Here is a 16,011-nt window from a genome sequence, read left to right on the forward strand (position 1 = left end):
TGAGCCAGTTCCTTCTGACTTAAATTCGAAAATGTCTTTACCGTCTCGCGAATCTGTTCAAGTTCTGCGTTTTTAATCTGCCGACCACACTGGCTTATCACAGCGTTTTCTCCTCAAATGTAANGTTTCGATTNGTGGGTGAACTCACACACATCCACGTTACATTATCAAAAGACCTGCAGAGTGTCTATTATAATTTTGCGACAAAATAATTTTAGATGTCGCTCCGCCCCCCTGATATCATTGATAATAAATTTTGATGCGTCAGCGCTGATTTTGGGGGGAGGGGGGAACTAAAAGGGAAAATATGGCCATGACCCGAGGAATAAATCGAAATGACATTACTGATCCGGGCCCGGACAGGCCCCATTACAGGCGGCTGTATTATCCCATCACAGAAACAGACATATTATGGCGGTAGAATGGGTGCTTTCAACTTCTCCTTGAGAACTAGTTCCTCCTAAAACATTCTTCACTGCCTTGATTACACCCCCTTTAGCTGGTAAAACAGATGCATATGTATTTTATTAAAGGGAGTGATTTATGTCCGAAAGAGATTTGAGCAACTGGGAGCGCAGTCTTGTACCCCCGGATAAGGTTTTAAACCATATCCGGCCGGGAATGACCGTTTTCATCGGCACAGGGCCAGCTACGCCAAGAAGGCTGATCCGTACATTGCTTGATGTGGACAAACATAATATCAGGGACCTTGAGCTGATGCAGCTGGCTGTGCTGGGGGAGACCATTTTGTCCATTGACCGCCTTAATGCCCCCAACTACCGGTTAAAAACATTTTTTTCAGGGGGATATGTAGCCTGGGATACCATTTCCAGCGCCCAGGTGGATCTTATCCCGGCCTACTCCTCGGAGATTCCGAAAATTATCAGGTCCGGCAGAATCAATGTGGATGTGGCCTTTATCCAGATCACCCCGCCCAATGATGCCGGGTATTGCAGCCTGGGCCTTGCCGTGGATGTGGCAAGGGAAGTGATGTACAAGGCAAGCCTTGTGGTGGGTGAGATAAATGAGGCAATGCCCTTTACCTATGGGGATACCTTTGTTTCCATAGAAGAATTTGATCTTCTGGTGCGCTCGGATCGGGAGCCGATCACCTATACGCCTGAACCGGCCAACGATATTATGAAAAAAGTCGCTGCCAATGTGGCCAATGAAATTCGGGACGGCGACTGCATCAACTATTCCCTTGGCCCCTTGTTCGAGGCGCTGGTGCCCTTTTTGTCGGATAAAAAAGACCTTGGCATTCATTCCCTTTATTTTACGGATGCCGCCGCAGAACTAGTTAATTCCGGGGCTGTCACCAATAATCGAAAATCTCCGTTCCGGGGAAAATCTTTGGCATCCTATGCCCTTGGCACCAAGGAGCTGATGAAATGGCTGAACAAAAATCCTCTGGTGGAATTCCAGGGTATTGACTGGGTGTGCAATCCCCAACTCATTGCCAGCAACCCCCAGTTTGTTGCCATATATGAAGGCCGCAAGGCCGATCTTCAGGGCCGGGTTGCCTTTCCCTTAAGAGGCGCCGTGATTTCAGGTCCCGGCGAAGGTATTGATTTTTACAAGGCAGCAGAAGCCTCCAAGGATGGCAACACCATCATCGGTATGCCCAGCCGCAATGAGAACGGCGAATCCAATATCCTGTTCAGTATAGAAAAATATGTCAACCAGTTGCGGTTGCGCGAATCCATTCATGTACTGGCCACGGAATACGGGGTGGCCTTGCTCAAATGGCGTCCCTTGCGGGAACGGGCCCAGGCCATCATTGATGTGGCCCATCCCGACGACCGGGAGGATTTGATTAAAATGGCCCGGGAAAAAAATATCCTCTATTCCAACCAGATTTTTGTCAGCCGTTCCGCCCATCTGTATCCGGCCTATGTTGCCCATACCAAAACCTTCAAGGGAGAAAAAACCATTCGGTTCCGGGCCATGAAGCCTTCGTATGAAGAATCCATGCGCCGTTTTTTCTACCGTTGCTCCACTGAAACGGTATTTTACCGCTTCTTTTATTCGGTAAAGACCATGGGGCACGATAAAATGCAGGCCTATGTTAATGTAGACTATTCCAAAGAGTTTTCCGTGGTGGGCTTTGGTGGAAAAAAAGGCGATAACCGGATCGTTGCCGAGGCACGACTGGTTGAAAGTGATGCCGGCAAAGCCGGAGAAGTGGCTTTTCTGGTAGACGAAAATTACCAGGGATCGGGGGTGGGATCCTATTTGATGTCATTGTTGGTCGAGGAGGGGAAAAAACGCATGCTTGAAGAACTCTATGCTGAGGTGCTGCCCGACAACCAGCCCATGATCAAGGTATTTGAGAAATCAGGCCTGCCTTTGGAATCAAAACTTGACGGCGGGGTCTACCATATTTCCCTGTCTTTGAACGGTTGAGCCTAACACTCCGATTTGCCGGACTGTTCCAATATTTATTCATAAAAATTTTAGGTTTTTACGATTGCGGCCGATACCTTTAAACAGGAAAAGAAAAATTCGTAAAAACCGTTACGTCGGGAGAGTAATAATGAACAGCGTGTCTCAAGCCAATGCCAACGGCCTGCATAACCGGGCCGCATTGTCAAACAACAGTAGTGCTTCAAGTTCAAGCGAACTTTCTGTCGCTTCTTATTCAAGCCTTGATGCGGGACTGACCATCCAAACCCGGGAAGGGGATATGGTTACCCTGTCCACCAGTCAGTATTCCGAACTAGAAGCCTATGAATACAGCAGCCGGGGTGTCGTTAGCAATAAAGACGGCTATGCCGCCGCCTCGTACAATATCCGGGAGATTACCTTAACCACGGGAGAAACGTTTTCGTTTACGGTGGAAGGAGACTTGAACGAAGAGGAGCTTGAGGATATTGAATCCATTATAACCGGTGTGGACAACATTATCGGCGAGATGATGGAAGGGGATCTGCAGGATGCTGTTTCCCAGGCCATGCGCATGGGGTATTACGACTCAATATATTCCTATGAAGCCGATATTACGGTGAAATCCGGATACGCCCTCTACAGCGAAGAGCAGGCCGCCACCACAGGTGCACTGGGACAAGACCTGGCCGCAGCGTATCTTGAGGATGCCGGTGAAACGGGAACCGATATAGATGATGCCGGGGCCACAAGCGCGGCCGGTAATCTGGAAATTCCTTTGATGGATCAGTTGTCCGAACTTCTGGAAAAGCAGCGGGAAGACGCCTTGGCCCGGGCGCGTGAACCCTTAAGCAGCCTCTTTGATCATTATCTGGAAAATCAGAAAGCCAATGACGCAAGTGAGCCCCAGGCCAATGAGGAAGATGCCTTGGCGGATGAGAGCCAGGCGAATGAGGGACAAGCGGACAAATCTAAGCCCTCCTTTTCTGATCTGCTTGAAATGGCAGCCCAGGCCGTTGACCGGACCATTGCGGATATGGTGAAAAACGCCTTTGATAATTCTTTGAAATCCTTAATTTAAAGGCGGGAACGATAACTATTCTATTTTATGTAGCAATTGAAATTGGTCATATGCTTCCGAAATCTTTCCCGCTTCCCCCATCGACTTTTTTTGATCTTCGAGCACGAAAAGTATAACCCAGAAAATCAAAGCTTGTCGGAGAATAATCTTTCTGCCGGTCTGTATCCTTGCAATAGACGATTTTCGTCTTTTCTGCGTCTTTCCACAGACGCAAGCCTTTCACAGCAGTTTTTTAATTTTTCCATTCAATGCTTCCTCCTTTACATTTGGCAAGTCAACGCAACAACATTATCCGGGCATGGAAACAGGTTTGTCCGAATAAAGGTGCGCCCGGCGTAGACGGTATGAAAACCGATCAACTCGGGCGGTATCCGTTTACTTGGAATCTTTCGATATGAACCGGTTCAAGGTTGACGGCCTCGCTGACTCTCAAGCCCGCGCTGTAAACTGCCAGCAAAAGGGTCCGGTGTTTGAGATTGGTGCAGGAAAAAATGATTTTTTTTTACCTCCTTTTCGCTTAGCGCAATACTGATCTGTTTTTGTCTGGGACGCGGAGGTATGGACACCGTTGCATGTCTAACTTCCCATTCCCGGAACTAATGACTAAGATTAAACTAATTTTGATCATTTGATCGAAATTTTTCTTGACACGATCCTTATACGGATTTATATTTTGATCAAATGATCATAACGAGGAGAAACCATGCCAAGACCCAAGCGACCGAGATGTATTGCATCCGAACCGGCCATTAAGGGGTTCAAGCCCAGAGGAGTAGTGGAGACCGGAGAAGTCATCCTCTCCCTGGAAGAATTTGAAGCCCTCAGACTCATAGATTATGAGGGCATGGACCAATCTGGGGCCGCGCAGGTTATGGATGTTTCCCGACAAACCGTTGGAAGGGTTCTGAAAACCGCCCGCTATAAAATCGCTGAATCGCTGGTAACAGCCAAACGGCTGACAGTCCAGGGCGGTTGCTATGAGATGCGGGGACGTGGAAAAGGCAGAGGGTGGCGGCATGGATGTAGAAAACCGTAAGGACGTTAGAGGAGGTGATACTATGAATAAACAACAAAATAATACCGGTGGCCGGTGCAACGGCCAGGGCGGTAAAGGAAACCGGACAGGCCAGGGCAGATGCCAGGGTGGTGCTGGAAGATGCCGGACCGGATCGGGCCAGGGAAGAGGCCAGGGCCAAAAAGGCCGGGGCCAGGGCAGACAGGCCTGGTAATTATAAACCTACCAAGCGGCCGGAGTAATTCGGCCGCTTGGGCAGCACTTTAATAACGGAGATTATAATCATGGACAGCGAACACATTCTCAGCGAAAGCCTTGAAGACTACCTTGAAGCCATACTGGAACTTCAGACCATGAATACGGTTGCCCGGTCAAAAGATATTGCCGCAAAATTGAATATCAAATGTGGGTCTGTTACCGGAACCCTTAAAAAATTGGCAGATCGGAAACTGATCAATTATGAACCTTACGGCTATATCACGCTGACCCCCAAAGGCGATAAAATTGCAAAAGAGGTTACAACCCGTCATAATGTGTTCAAGCATTTTTTATTCAAGCATGTGGAGCTTGATGAGGCCATTGCGGAACAAACCGCATGCCGTATGGAACACGCCATGAATCATAAACATTTTATGAAATTCAAGGCATTTGTTAGAAAACTGGATGCTTGATCGTCAATTATTATCCTTTAACAACGCCTATGGGGTGCAGTTTATGTACGGGCCTGATCAGGTCCGGTTCAGATTCAATCACCGCTTCAATGTTTTTATAGGCCTGGGGGGCCTCCCCAAGGTCATACATTCCTTTGGTTTTTCTTTTCCAGACCTTGTTTCACCGGAGATCCGGGTTGTTTCCCGTGAAACAAATTTCTCCGATCCCTGGGATTTTGAATAGGTCTACTCGGTGTTGCATGATAGTGGTGTTGTTATCGCAACTTGGGGGGGGCTTTATCTGGTCATCCTCCTGTGGACCTCCCATCAAGAATTTTCCGAACTTCTTCAGAAAGGGTTTGAGCAGAAAAAGGCTTGCCGACGAATTGGATATCTTCATCAAGTATCCCGTGGTGTCTGATCATGTCCTTCGAGTAGCCGGACATAAACAGCACTTTGAGGCCCGGGCGCTTTTTAATAAGCGCTTGGGCCAGTTCCGGTCCGCTCATGTCAGGCATGACCACGTCGGTTAAAAGCAGGTCAATGGATCTTGTGTATTCATTACAAACGGCTAATCCCTCATGGGGATTCATCGCGACCAGGACGGAATAGCCCAGGGATTTTAGAATGGCTAAAGCAATTTTAAGCACTCCGGGATCATCTTCAACCACAAGGATTGTTTCGTCCCCCTTGAATTTATTTTTTTCAGAAGCAGCGGCTTCCTGGTCCGGACTGTGGAGATGCATGTGGCGGGGAAGGTAAATTTTAAATGTCGATCCAATGTCTAATTCGCTGTATACTTCAATAGCGCCCTTGTTCTGCTGGACAATACCGTATACAGTGGCAAGCCCTAAGCCTGTCCCCTTGCCTTCGGCTTTTGTTGTGAAAAAGGGTTCCTTTGGTGAATATATCAACCTGTGGCTTGGCAGAATTAGTGTCTGACCGAGGGAAGAGAATATTTAATCTACGAAATCAGGAACAGGCTTAACTGGGGCCAGTAGGTGATGATAAGTACCGACAGCAGCAGCACCAGCATGAACGGGATTGTGGCCCGGTAAATTTCATCAATGGGTTTGTTGAACCGGTAACCTGCAATGAACAAGTTCATGCCCACGGGCGGGGTGAAATATCCGATCTGCATGTTTGCCAGGAAGATAATTCCTAAATGGACGGGATGTATCCCGTATTCCAGAGCCACGGGCAGTATGAGCGGCACCATGATGATGATGGCTGAAAAAATATCCAGCATGGCACCCAGAATCAGCAGGAAGATATTGAGCAGGATGAGAAACATCAGTTTGTCGGCGACAAAGGTTTCGCAGAATTTGAACAACTTCATGGGTGCTTCGGTATCAATGAGATAGTTGGTCAAGGCCAAAGATACCCCTAAAATAAGCAGGATTCCACCCACCATGACCATGGATTCCCGAATGATGCGGGGCAGTTTTCTTAATGGGATTTCCCGGTAGATCAATACTTCCACCACCAACACATACAAGGCTGTTACCGCAGCTGCCTCGGATACGGCAAAATATCCGGAATAGATTCCGAAAAATACGAACAGGGGAAGGGGCACTTCCCAGCCCGCTGCTTTAAGGGCTGAAAGGCAGTTTTTAACTGAAAACCGGGTTAAGGGCATCTGATTTCCCCGGTTGGCCCAGACGCTCCAAGCCGACAGCATCACAATCATAAGAAGTGCCGGGAACAGACCGGCCAGGAAGAGGTTTTCAATGGAAACCTTCTCGCCGTCGCTCATTTGCTGGGCAATGATGCCGTAAAGGATCAAGGGCAAAGACGGGGGCAACAGCAGTCCAAGGCTGCCCGAGGTCGTCACAAGCCCCAGGCTGAACCGGTTCGTGTATCCGGCCTGGGTCAGGGCCGGGTATAACAGTGCCCCCATGGCTACAATGGTTACCCCGGACGCTCCGGTAAATGCCGTGAACAGCGCGCACACCACAAAGGCTACAATGGCGAGCCCGCCGGGCATCCATCCCAGAAATGCCCGGGTCAGGGTCACAAGCCGCTGGGAGGTATTACTCTCTCCAAGGATATATCCGGCAAAGGTAAACAAAGGCAGGGCCAGCAGGATAGGGGTATCTGCAATCCGGTACAATTCAATGGCCATGACCGACAGGTCAATTTCAGACAGGTGAAATCCGTACATGGCCGCAGCAATGATCACCGTGAACAAAGGTGCGCCCATCAGGGCAAAAACAATGAGCAGGCCGATAATTGTAAATGTCATGTTATGAATGTTTCAGGGACCGGGGGATGAATATTCTGATCAGATTTCCCAGGAAAAACAGGGCATATCTGATGGTGATGATGCCGAATGCAAAAGGAATTATAAGTTCACAGAGCCATATGGGCACCGAAAAAAATGCCAACATTCCGTCAGCTTTTTCCATGAGGACAAACCGTGCACTGTGCCAAGTCATCAGCGCACAGATAATCGTTGTGAACAGGTAAATCAAAAGGCCTGCAACCCGTTGAAGGCCCGTGGGCAGATATTTGGAGACAATGTCAATGCTGATGTGGTTATCGGTTCTTGAGGCCACCATGGCGCCGATGAGCCCCAGCCAGAGCACCAGCACACGAATCAGGGGATCAGCCCAGACAATACCTGCCTCAAAACCGTTTCTCAGAACGATCTGGAACACCGCAAGGCCGATCATGAGCAAAAGCAGGCTCACCAGCAGGGCATCTTCGATTTTATGGAGAATGGAAATCATACGGGACATATCAGATGAGCCCTGTTTTTTTTACTGGTTTTTACGGTACTGCGCAAGCAACGCATCTATTTTGTCTGCCGGCGCTTTGGGCAGATCTTTGGCTGTGATCATTTCTTGGGATGCTTTGGCTGCGGTTGCCATCCAATCATTCATCTGCTCCTGGGACGGAGTGATAAATTTAATCCCCTGTTTTTTTAAGGCTTCAATGGCTTTTACATTGTCCTGCCGGTTCAAGCGGTCTAACTCTTGAAGTGCCCGGGTCATAATGTCCGAAACGATTTTCCGGTCGTCCGGTGGTATTTTATTAAATGTTTTTTTGTCTATGGCAAAAACGGCATAAATATAGAGCAATGGAATATTGGTGATGTACTTTATTTCCGTGTGCCATTGGAGCACAACAGCACCCACCGGGGAAGTGCCCACGGTGTCAATGAGTCCGGACTGCAGTCCCGTGCGTACATCCGCCAAGGGCAGGGCAATGGGGGAAACCCCGAAACTGCTCACGGAATCCACAGTGGATTTATCATTGTCCGGCACCCATATTTTGCGGTCTTTAAGGTCGTCGATGGATGTAATGGGCGATTTGGACATGATATATGCAAACCCGCCGCCTATGGGGGTAAAGCAGACAAACCCCGCATCATCAAGGCCTTCGATGATGTAGTCATCCATGTGCCGGCGCACATAATCCACCTCTTCCTGGGATTTGAATTTCATGGGCTGGGAATAGATCTGATTGCCCTGGAAAAACGAGGAGAGACTGCCGGCCATGAGTGCGCCGCCCTGGAGCTGGTTGATACGAATTTTGCGCAATACCGCCTTGTCATTTCCCATAACCCCGCCGGGATAGAATTTGAATTTTACGCGATTATCCGTGGCCTGGGCAACCTGGTTGGCGCCTTTGCGCATTTGTTCCATCCACGAGGAACCTTCCGGTGAAATGGTGGCAATTTTTATGGTTACAGCGTGTGCGGAACCATAAAGAACCGTGATCGTCAGCATACAGGAAAATAATTGCACAATAGATTTTTTAAACATGGGTGAAATTCTCTTTGAGTTTAAAAATAGTCGTCAGCCTCATCCAGAAGTTTTCTTGCTTGCTGTTGGGCACAGGTGTTGACCAGGGTATAGCCGTCTATGTTTGGGTCTGTCTTTATCACCTCGTTAAGCAGTTGGTCAAAAAGCGGCCGGTCAAACATCATTTTGGCGTACAATTTTGCATAAACAACTTTTGCCATCAGATTTTTTCCCCCGGAAATGGAAACGGCTTTTTCAAAAAAGTGTTTTCCCTGTTCCGGCTTTCCGCCTAAGGCCGGTGGCAGAAAGGTCGCCAGGGTGCCCAGATACAGATAGGCAGCCCCGTCCTTGTAGGTTTCATCCAATTCAATGATTCGGTTCATGATGGCTTCGATCCGGGCGATGTCGGCCAGGGCATTGAAGTCATCCTTGTGCGCCATGATCCAGGAGCCCCAGGCATTTCCCAGGGTAAACAGATATGGCAGGTCGTCTGTTTCCATGGCATTTACAACAGTGCTGAACTGCTCAAAGGGCTTCTGCTTTAAATCACAGGCATTTCTTTGGGCAAAGCAGACACTTTTCAGGGCATAATTCATGGCTTTGTCTGCCAATTTTCTTTTTCGTTCTCTGTCCGTGACAAACACATCTGAATAGGCGGTATAAAGCTGAGCGCCTGAAGAGAGCATGTCAGGGGAATCCGGGTCTTGGTCAATGAGGCTGTCAACCATGATCAGGTAGGCCGGCGCGCCGGACTCCACCATGGCCAGGTCGTTATTGTTCAGGATACTTCTGGACAAAGAGGTCATCATGTTGGATTTTACCCCGCAGCCGTGGGTAAAAAGCATTAGTCCCAGGGGCAATATGCAGAAAACAATAAATTGGCATGCTCTTTTAGTTAAGTGAAACGGCATAAGCGTTTATCCTTTGTTGCCCCCTGTTCATCTTGAATTTAACTGTAAAAGGTTTTTATTAGAAATAAATTAAATTTTATAATTCACGCACAAAACGTAGCTTTTTTAAAGGAAAAAATCAACCGGGCAGAGTGCATGATTTAAGTCATTAAAAATTCGAAAAGTATGGATATAATTACTTTAAATCATGATATAGTGGACTAAACTTATCGGGTTCCAAATAAAGATTGGAAATGATGCCTTTCAAAATGAGATCTGCCATGTTGCCGAAAAAAAAACAATCCCAGGTATGGGCCGCAGTCCTGTTTTTTGCGTTAACCCTTTGTGCTGCAGCGAATGCTGCCGAACCGGTGGTGCATATCATTCCCGTTTCGGGGACTGTTGAGCCGGGCATGGCCGCATACCTCAAACGGGTGGTGTCCTCCCTTGAAAAGGATGACTCCGCCATTTTGGTCTTTGCCATGGATACCTTTGGGGGACGGGTGGATGCAGCTTTTGATATTGTGGAAACCATTTGCACCGTACCAAAAGAAAGAACTATTGCCTATGTGGAGAAAAGAGCCATTTCCGCAGGTGCGTTGATTGCGCTTTCGGCCGGTACCCTGATCATGAAGGAAAATACCCTGATCGGTGACTGTGCGCCCATTATCCAGACCAGTGAAGGGCACAAGGAAGCAGGTGAGAAAACCCAGACCGTCCTCCGGGCCCAGTTTCGCACCCTGGCCAAACGAAACAACTATTCCCAAGTCCTGGCCGAATCCATGGTGTCCAAATCCATGGAAGTTTATAAGGTTACCCGGGGAGAGCATTCTGAGTACATGGATAAAACGACCTGGCAAGAGCTTTCCGAACAAGAAAAGAAAAAAATTACCAGCAAGTCAACAATTGTCAGCGAAGGCGAGCTCTTGACCATGGATGACAAAGAGGCTGCCGATCTTGGGTTTTCCCGTCGGAGCGTTGCAACCCTTGACCAGGCACTTGACGTGTTGGGGTACGGGGCGTCTGAAAAAATAGAGGTTTCGGAAAATTGGTCGGAAACTTTTGTCCGGTGGATCCAGCCGTTCCTGCCGATTCTCATGATTATAGGCATTGGTGCCGTGTATGTGGAAGTCAAGGCCCCGGGATTCGGCATCCCCGGCATTGTGGGTATTATTTGCCTGGGCTTTGTGTTTTTCAACCAGTATCTGGTGGGGCTTGCCGATTATACGGAAATCCTGGTATTCATCATCGGTTTCCTGCTGCTGGGCATGGAGATGTTTGTCCTGCCGGGATTCGGCATTGCCGGGATCAGTGCCATCCTTGTACTGGCCGCAGGCCTTGTGCTCTCTTTCCAGAATTTTGTGCTGCCCGACCCAAGCCTGCCCTGGCAGGGAGAACTCATGATAAAGAATCTGGGATTGGTCATGGGCACCGCCCTTGGGGCGCTGCTGGTTTCAATGTCTGTGGTGCGTTTTGCGCTGCCCAAGCTGTCAAAGGTGATCAAGGGGCCGTATCTGGAGGCCACACTTCAGGACTCCCGTGCCGAATCCAGCGAAGCCTCAGGTATTTGTGCAGATGATGAAGGCATTGCTTTGACAACGTTGCGGCCTTCGGGCAAGGTCCGTATCAAGGACAGGAAAGTTGATGCCGTTACCCAGGGGGATTTTATTGATCCCGGCACACCTGTCCGGGTGGCCAAGGTAACAGCAGGCCATGTAATTGTTGAAACCATTATGGAGAAGATGGAAAAATGAATGTCTGGATACTGCCTATAATTTTCCAGATTTTGGGAATTTTTACCGTTGTTGCCGAAATATTTCTGCCGTCCATGGGACTTTTATCCATCACTGCGCTGGGATTTATCGGATACTCCCTGTTCCTTGTGTTCAATACCTTTCCCATTTCAGCGTTTTATGCGGTATTGGGGGCGGATTTGATTCTGCTTCCTATGGTATTTATTCTGGGGTTTAAAATGCTGGCAGCGTCTCCGTTATCTCTTAAAAAAAATTTATCTGCATCCCAGGGGGTGGTTTCCCAGTCCCCGGATCTTAAAAATTACCTGGACTGCACTGGGCACAGTATCACAACACTTCGTCCGTCCGGAACAGCTTTGATTGACGGGGTCCGTCTGGATGTGGTCACGGACGGAGAATTTATCGAGGCAGATACGCCTTTAAAGGTCTGCAAGGTCACAGGTAACCAGGTGATCGTCTGCCGCCGGGAAAATATATAATAACAGCCATGGGCTGACTCAGCCCATCAACACCCATCGAATGTTAAAAGATCTGTGTCGGTTACACAGACGTTCTTATAAAAATAATTTTAAAAAAAGGTGACTTACATGCAGATTATGTCCATTCTTCTTATCATTGCCGGCATCCTCGGCCTGGTGATTGTTTACTTTGCATTTTCTTACATTGGTTTGTGGATTCAGGCTTTGGTGTCAGGCGCCCGGGTGGGGTTGTTCAACATTATTTTCATGCGGTTCAGGAAAGTGCCGCCTAAACTGGTCGTGGAATCCAAGATCATGGCCGTGAAAGCGGGGATTGATATTGCTACGGACAGTCTTGAATCCCATTACCTGGCTGGCGGGAATGTCTCCCGGGTGATCCAGGCGTTGATTGCTGCGGACAAAGCCAATATTGATCTTCCGTTTAACCGAGCCGCTGCCATTGATCTTGCCGGCCGGGATGTACTGGAAGCCGTACAGATGTCGGTTAACCCTAAAGTTATTGAAACCCCCATTGTGGCCGCCATGGCCAAGGACGGTATTCAGCTTAAAGCCATTTCCAGGGTCACGGTGCGGGCCAATATTGACCGCCTGGTGGGCGGGGCCGGTGAAGAGACCATTCTGGCACGTGTGGGCGAGGGCATTGTTACAACGATTGGTTCGGCCGTTACTCATAAACAGGTTCTGGAAAATCCGGACACCATCTCCAAAACCGTTTTAAGTAAGGGGCTGGATGCAGGCACGGCCTACGAAATTCTTTCCATTGATATCGCGGATGTGGATGTGGGTAAAAACATCGGTGCTGAACTGGAAACCGACCGGGCCGAGGCCGATAAGAAGATTGCCCAGGCCAAGGCAGAGGAAAAACGGGCCATGGCCTATGCCCAGGAACAGGAGATGAAGGCCCGGGTCCAGGAAATGCGGGCCAAGGTGGTGGAAGCCGAAGCCCAGGTGCCCCTGGCCATGGCCGAGGCGTTTAGAAGCGGCAATCTTGGGATTATGGACTACTATAAAATGCAGAATATCAGCGCCGACACCCGGATGAGGGACACCATTGCATCCCCTGATCAGTGCGATCAGACTGATGAGTCTTTGAAATAACAGCCATGGGCTGAGTTGGTTTTTCACCGTTCAGCCCACCACAAACAGTGAAAGATCTGTGTCGAATACACGGATTTTCATGCAAAAATATCGAAACCAAGATCAGGAAATATTATGGACTTTAGTGATTTTATTACGTTGATCTTATTTTTTGTTTTTATCTTTGCACCTTTTTTAAAAAGAAAAAAGAAAGTGCAAACACCAGACAAATCAAAGCCGAGCGGCTTTTCCGTTCTGGGAAAAATAAGAGAGGCCCTTAAAGATGCGGCCATGGAAATGCAAGCCCAGGCCGAGCAGGCCCGGAAAAAAGAGGCATCCGGACAAAGTAAGCAACCTCATGAGAGATCCTTTGAGCAGCCCGGGAAAGACCCTGTGAATCAAACGTTCTGGGATGAAATTGATGACAGGGAAGATGTGGATTTTTATCCCGGGAACGCAGATGTCCACGTCTTGGAGCAGATTGAGCCTGTTGATGAAAAACCTCTTTGTGTTCCAACAGGAAGAGGACTTCACAGAAAAGCCGCCAATAGACCGGAAACAAGAGAGTCAAAATCCATTGGGCAGGGTACCATGCAAAGGCACTGCAATAGATCCGGTTCAAGACGGCTACCTGCCCGGGCCCGGGGACTTCGAAAGGCTGTGATCTGGTCGGAGATCCTTAGAAAACCGGTTGCGTTGAGGAATTCGGATTCGCTCTGACGGTATTGACATGGGTTAATTGTTCTGTCTTACAGCCAACCTTGAATAGAACCGTTTTGGCAAGGCCTGAAAAAGGTTGTCCCTGGAAGAGGATGGGAATTGATGCTTTCAAAACAGAGCCGGCGCAACGCGCTTGATTTGGCATGGCAGGAGTTTATTACTTGTGGCGATGTACGCAAAGGTAAAGTTCGCCCGGAGATACTTGCTTCCTGGCAGCGTTGTTGTAAAGCCGGCGTAGATTACACAGACGGGACCCGCTGCGATATACTCAGTCCCGAACAATTCGAACGGCCCTGGAAAAACCACTACACGTTGATCAAAACCGCAAAGCCTTTTATGAACAAGTTATACGAGTTTGTGGCCGGGTCCGGTCTGGTTGTTTTTCTTTCGGATGAATGCGGTTTGATTCTGGAAAGTATTGGCGACGGGGACGTCGCGGATAACGCGTCAAAGGTCAATCTGGTGAAGGGCACGGGGTGGAAAGAAGAGACCGTGGGCACCAACGGCATCGGCACTTCTCTTAAAATCAAAAAACCCATTCAGGTGTCAGGTAAGGAGCATTATTGTATCAAGCTCCATACCTGGACCTGTTCAGCCGCCCCTATCTTTGATCCTGACCACAGGATTGTCGGCGCGCTTCAGATATCAGGGCCTTCCCATGCCGTGCATCTTCATACCCTGGGCATGATTGTGGCCGCGGTTGAGGCCATTGAAAGCCAGCTGAGGATACAGGAAAACACCCGGGAGCTGACCCTGTTGAATCAGAGGCTCAACGGCATTTTTCAGACCATGTCGGATGGTGCCGTGATTACAGATAAAAATGGGCTTATCTGCCAGATCAATCCTGCTGCTGAAGCCATTCTCGGCAGTAAAATCAAGGGGGGCTCTTTGAAACGTATTTTCAAACATCGGTCCCCGTTTCTTGACGCGGTGGAACAGGGAAAAACCATTACCGACAGGGAATTTATGGTGGATGCCGTCCACTGCTTGGTTACGACCAGCCCCCTTTGGGACGGTAACCAGACGCCCAATGGTGCCGTCATCTTTTTCAATCCCATCACTAAAGTTAAGAAGCTGATCAATCGGTTCAGCAGCGCCCAGGCAAGTTTTCGTTTTTCGGACATCATAGGACGCAGCCCGGTGCTTAAAGCGACCATTGATGAGGCCAGGCATGCAGCCTCCGGCACGTCTAATATTTTAATTCTTGGGGAGAGCGGCACGGGAAAGGAGCTGTTTGCCCAGTCGATTCATAACTACAGTCCAAGACAGCCAGGCCCCTTTATCGCCTTGAACTGTGCAGCCCTGCCCAGGGAATTGATTTCAAGTGAACTGTTCGGGTATGCAGACGGTGCATTTACCGGTGCCAGGAAGGGCGGCCGGCCCGGAAAGTTTGAAATGGCGGCCGGCGGAACCCTTTTCCTGGATGAAATCGGGGATATGCCGCTGGACCAGCAGGCGATCCTTTTGCGGGTTCTCCAGGAAAAAAAGATTACCCGGATTGGTGGTGACCACATCATCCCCGTGGATGTCAGGGTGGTTTGTGCCACTCACAAGGATCTTAAGCAGGAGGTGGAAAAAGGTAATTTCAGGTCGGATCTCTACTATCGCATCAATGTGATCCGGATCCGGGTGCCGTCTCTACGGCAGCGGCCCGACGACATTTATCCTTTGTTCACTGACCTGGTCAATAAAATCTGTGCAAGGCAGGGTAGTTACGTACCACATATTATGCCGGCTGTTTTTGATTATCTTGTGGCATATGACTGGCCGGGAAATGTCAGGGAGCTTGAAAACGTGGCAGAGAAGATGATCAGTGCTGACCGGAGCGGCTGTATAGAACCGGATCATCTACCCCGGGAGATATTTGAAAGAAGACCTTCCCCTGCACCGGTTGAACCTGTAAGGCCCGGTACCAGAAATATGGATCACCTTATGGCGGAAAGGGATATTATGGTGGCGCTTTTAAAACAGCACCAGGGAAATGTCAGTGGCGTGGCCAGGGAAATGAAAGTTTCAAGAAACACCATATATCGGAAACTTAAGTTTTTTGGCATATGTCGGGATCAATCCTTTACATAGTGCCGGAATCTTTTACATAGTACAGGCACGGAAACCCGTGCTTGGACGGCCCGTTAGGGAAGGGCATCTTCTCAATCCGTCCAAATACTAAATTATTGCTGACAGGTGTCACGTAAAACAGTACACTTGTTT

15 protein-coding genes and 1 pseudogene are annotated in these 16,011 nt (G+C 48.8%); 10 read left to right on the forward strand and 6 right to left on the reverse strand.

All coding sequences use genetic code 11. The features are described 5' to 3' along the window. Positions 1–543: 543 nt before the first annotated feature. The 5 genes from B147_RS0121410 to B147_RS0121445 all read left to right on the forward strand — a co-directional run bounded on the left by B147_RS0121410 (position 544) and on the right by B147_RS0121445 (position 5,152). The gene (locus tag B147_RS0121410) at positions 544–2,406 is read left to right on the forward strand and encodes a bifunctional acetyl-CoA hydrolase/transferase family protein/GNAT family N-acetyltransferase (RefSeq protein WP_020589254.1); all 1,863 of its coding nucleotides are present in this window, start codon (positions 544–546) and stop codon (positions 2,404–2,406) included. Positions 2,407–2,536: 130 nt separating this feature from the next. Further along, positions 2,537–3,466: a hypothetical protein gene (locus tag B147_RS0121415; protein ID WP_020589255.1), complete on the forward strand. Its 930-nt coding sequence runs from the start codon at positions 2,537–2,539 to the stop codon at positions 3,464–3,466. Positions 3,467–4,169: 703 nt separating this feature from the next. Further along, positions 4,170–4,502, forward strand: a complete 333-nt coding sequence (locus B147_RS0121435) for a DUF134 domain-containing protein (RefSeq protein WP_020589259.1) — start codon at positions 4,170–4,172, stop codon at positions 4,500–4,502. Between the two features lie 22 nt (positions 4,503–4,524). Beyond that, positions 4,525–4,695 carry a hypothetical protein gene (locus B147_RS31895; RefSeq protein ID WP_157237990.1) on the forward strand — a complete coding sequence of 57 codons (171 nt, stop codon included), beginning with the start codon at positions 4,525–4,527 and terminating at the stop codon, positions 4,693–4,695. Between the two features lie 70 nt (positions 4,696–4,765). Next, the gene (locus tag B147_RS0121445; protein ID WP_020589261.1) at positions 4,766–5,152 is read left to right on the forward strand and encodes a metal-dependent transcriptional regulator; all 387 of its coding nucleotides are present in this window, start codon (positions 4,766–4,768) and stop codon (positions 5,150–5,152) included. Between the two features lie 10 nt (positions 5,153–5,162). Here B147_RS0121445 and B147_RS31900 read toward each other — a convergent pair. The 6 genes and pseudogenes from B147_RS31900 to B147_RS0121475 all read right to left on the reverse strand — a co-directional run. Beyond that, positions 5,163–5,285, reverse strand: a pseudogene (locus B147_RS31900) (RtcB family protein); the annotation flags it as partial. A 151-nt stretch (positions 5,286–5,436) separates the two neighbouring features. Next, the gene (locus B147_RS0121455) at positions 5,437–6,045 is read right to left on the reverse strand and encodes a response regulator (RefSeq protein WP_020589263.1); all 609 of its coding nucleotides are present in this window, start codon (positions 6,043–6,045) and stop codon (positions 5,437–5,439) included. Between the two features lie 50 nt (positions 6,046–6,095). Then, complete coding sequence (locus B147_RS0121460; protein WP_020589264.1) at positions 6,096–7,376, reverse strand: TRAP transporter large permease; 1,281 nt, start codon at positions 7,374–7,376, stop codon at positions 6,096–6,098. 1 nt (position 7,377) lies between these two features. Then, positions 7,378–7,872 (reverse strand): TRAP transporter small permease, encoded by a 495-nt coding sequence (locus B147_RS0121465; protein ID WP_020589265.1) that lies wholly within the window; start codon positions 7,870–7,872, stop codon positions 7,378–7,380. Between the two features lie 21 nt (positions 7,873–7,893). Beyond that, positions 7,894–8,901 carry a TRAP transporter substrate-binding protein gene (locus tag B147_RS0121470; protein WP_020589266.1) on the reverse strand — a complete coding sequence of 336 codons (1,008 nt, stop codon included), beginning with the start codon at positions 8,899–8,901 and terminating at the stop codon, positions 7,894–7,896. A gap of 20 nt (positions 8,902–8,921) precedes the next feature. Further along, entirely contained in the window at positions 8,922–9,791 is an 870-nt protein-coding gene (locus tag B147_RS0121475) for a TRAP transporter TatT component family protein (RefSeq protein WP_020589267.1), read from the reverse strand. A gap of 260 nt (positions 9,792–10,051) precedes the next feature. Here B147_RS0121475 and B147_RS0121480 point away from each other — a divergent pair, with 260 nt between their 5' ends. The 5 genes from B147_RS0121480 to B147_RS0121500 all read left to right on the forward strand — a co-directional run bounded on the left by B147_RS0121480 (position 10,052) and on the right by B147_RS0121500 (position 15,879). Further along, positions 10,052–11,524 carry an NfeD family protein gene (locus B147_RS0121480; RefSeq protein WP_033397773.1) on the forward strand — a complete coding sequence of 491 codons (1,473 nt, stop codon included), beginning with the start codon at positions 10,052–10,054 and terminating at the stop codon, positions 11,522–11,524. Beyond that, a complete protein-coding gene (locus B147_RS0121485) occupies positions 11,521–12,003 on the forward strand; it encodes an NfeD family protein (RefSeq protein ID WP_020589269.1) in 483 nt (160 codons plus the stop codon). The genes B147_RS0121480 and B147_RS0121485 overlap by 4 nt, the downstream gene beginning before the upstream one ends. Before the next feature lie 108 nt (positions 12,004–12,111). Beyond that, positions 12,112–13,101, forward strand: coding sequence for a flotillin-like protein FloA (gene floA / locus B147_RS0121490; RefSeq protein WP_020589270.1), 990 nt, complete (start codon positions 12,112–12,114; stop codon positions 13,099–13,101). A gap of 114 nt (positions 13,102–13,215) precedes the next feature. After that, on the forward strand, positions 13,216–13,800 hold the full coding sequence (locus B147_RS0121495) for a hypothetical protein (protein WP_020589271.1): 585 nt from the start codon (positions 13,216–13,218) through the stop codon (positions 13,798–13,800). A 102-nt stretch (positions 13,801–13,902) separates the two neighbouring features. Then, positions 13,903–15,879, forward strand: a complete 1,977-nt coding sequence (locus tag B147_RS0121500; protein WP_020589272.1) for a sigma-54-dependent Fis family transcriptional regulator — start codon at positions 13,903–13,905, stop codon at positions 15,877–15,879. The last annotated feature ends 132 nt before the right edge of the window (positions 15,880–16,011 follow it).

Origin of the sequence: Desulfobacter curvatus DSM 3379 (assembly GCF_000373985.1) — a bacterium.
In the GTDB taxonomy this organism is placed as follows: domain Bacteria; phylum Desulfobacterota; class Desulfobacteria; order Desulfobacterales; family Desulfobacteraceae; genus Desulfobacter; species Desulfobacter curvatus.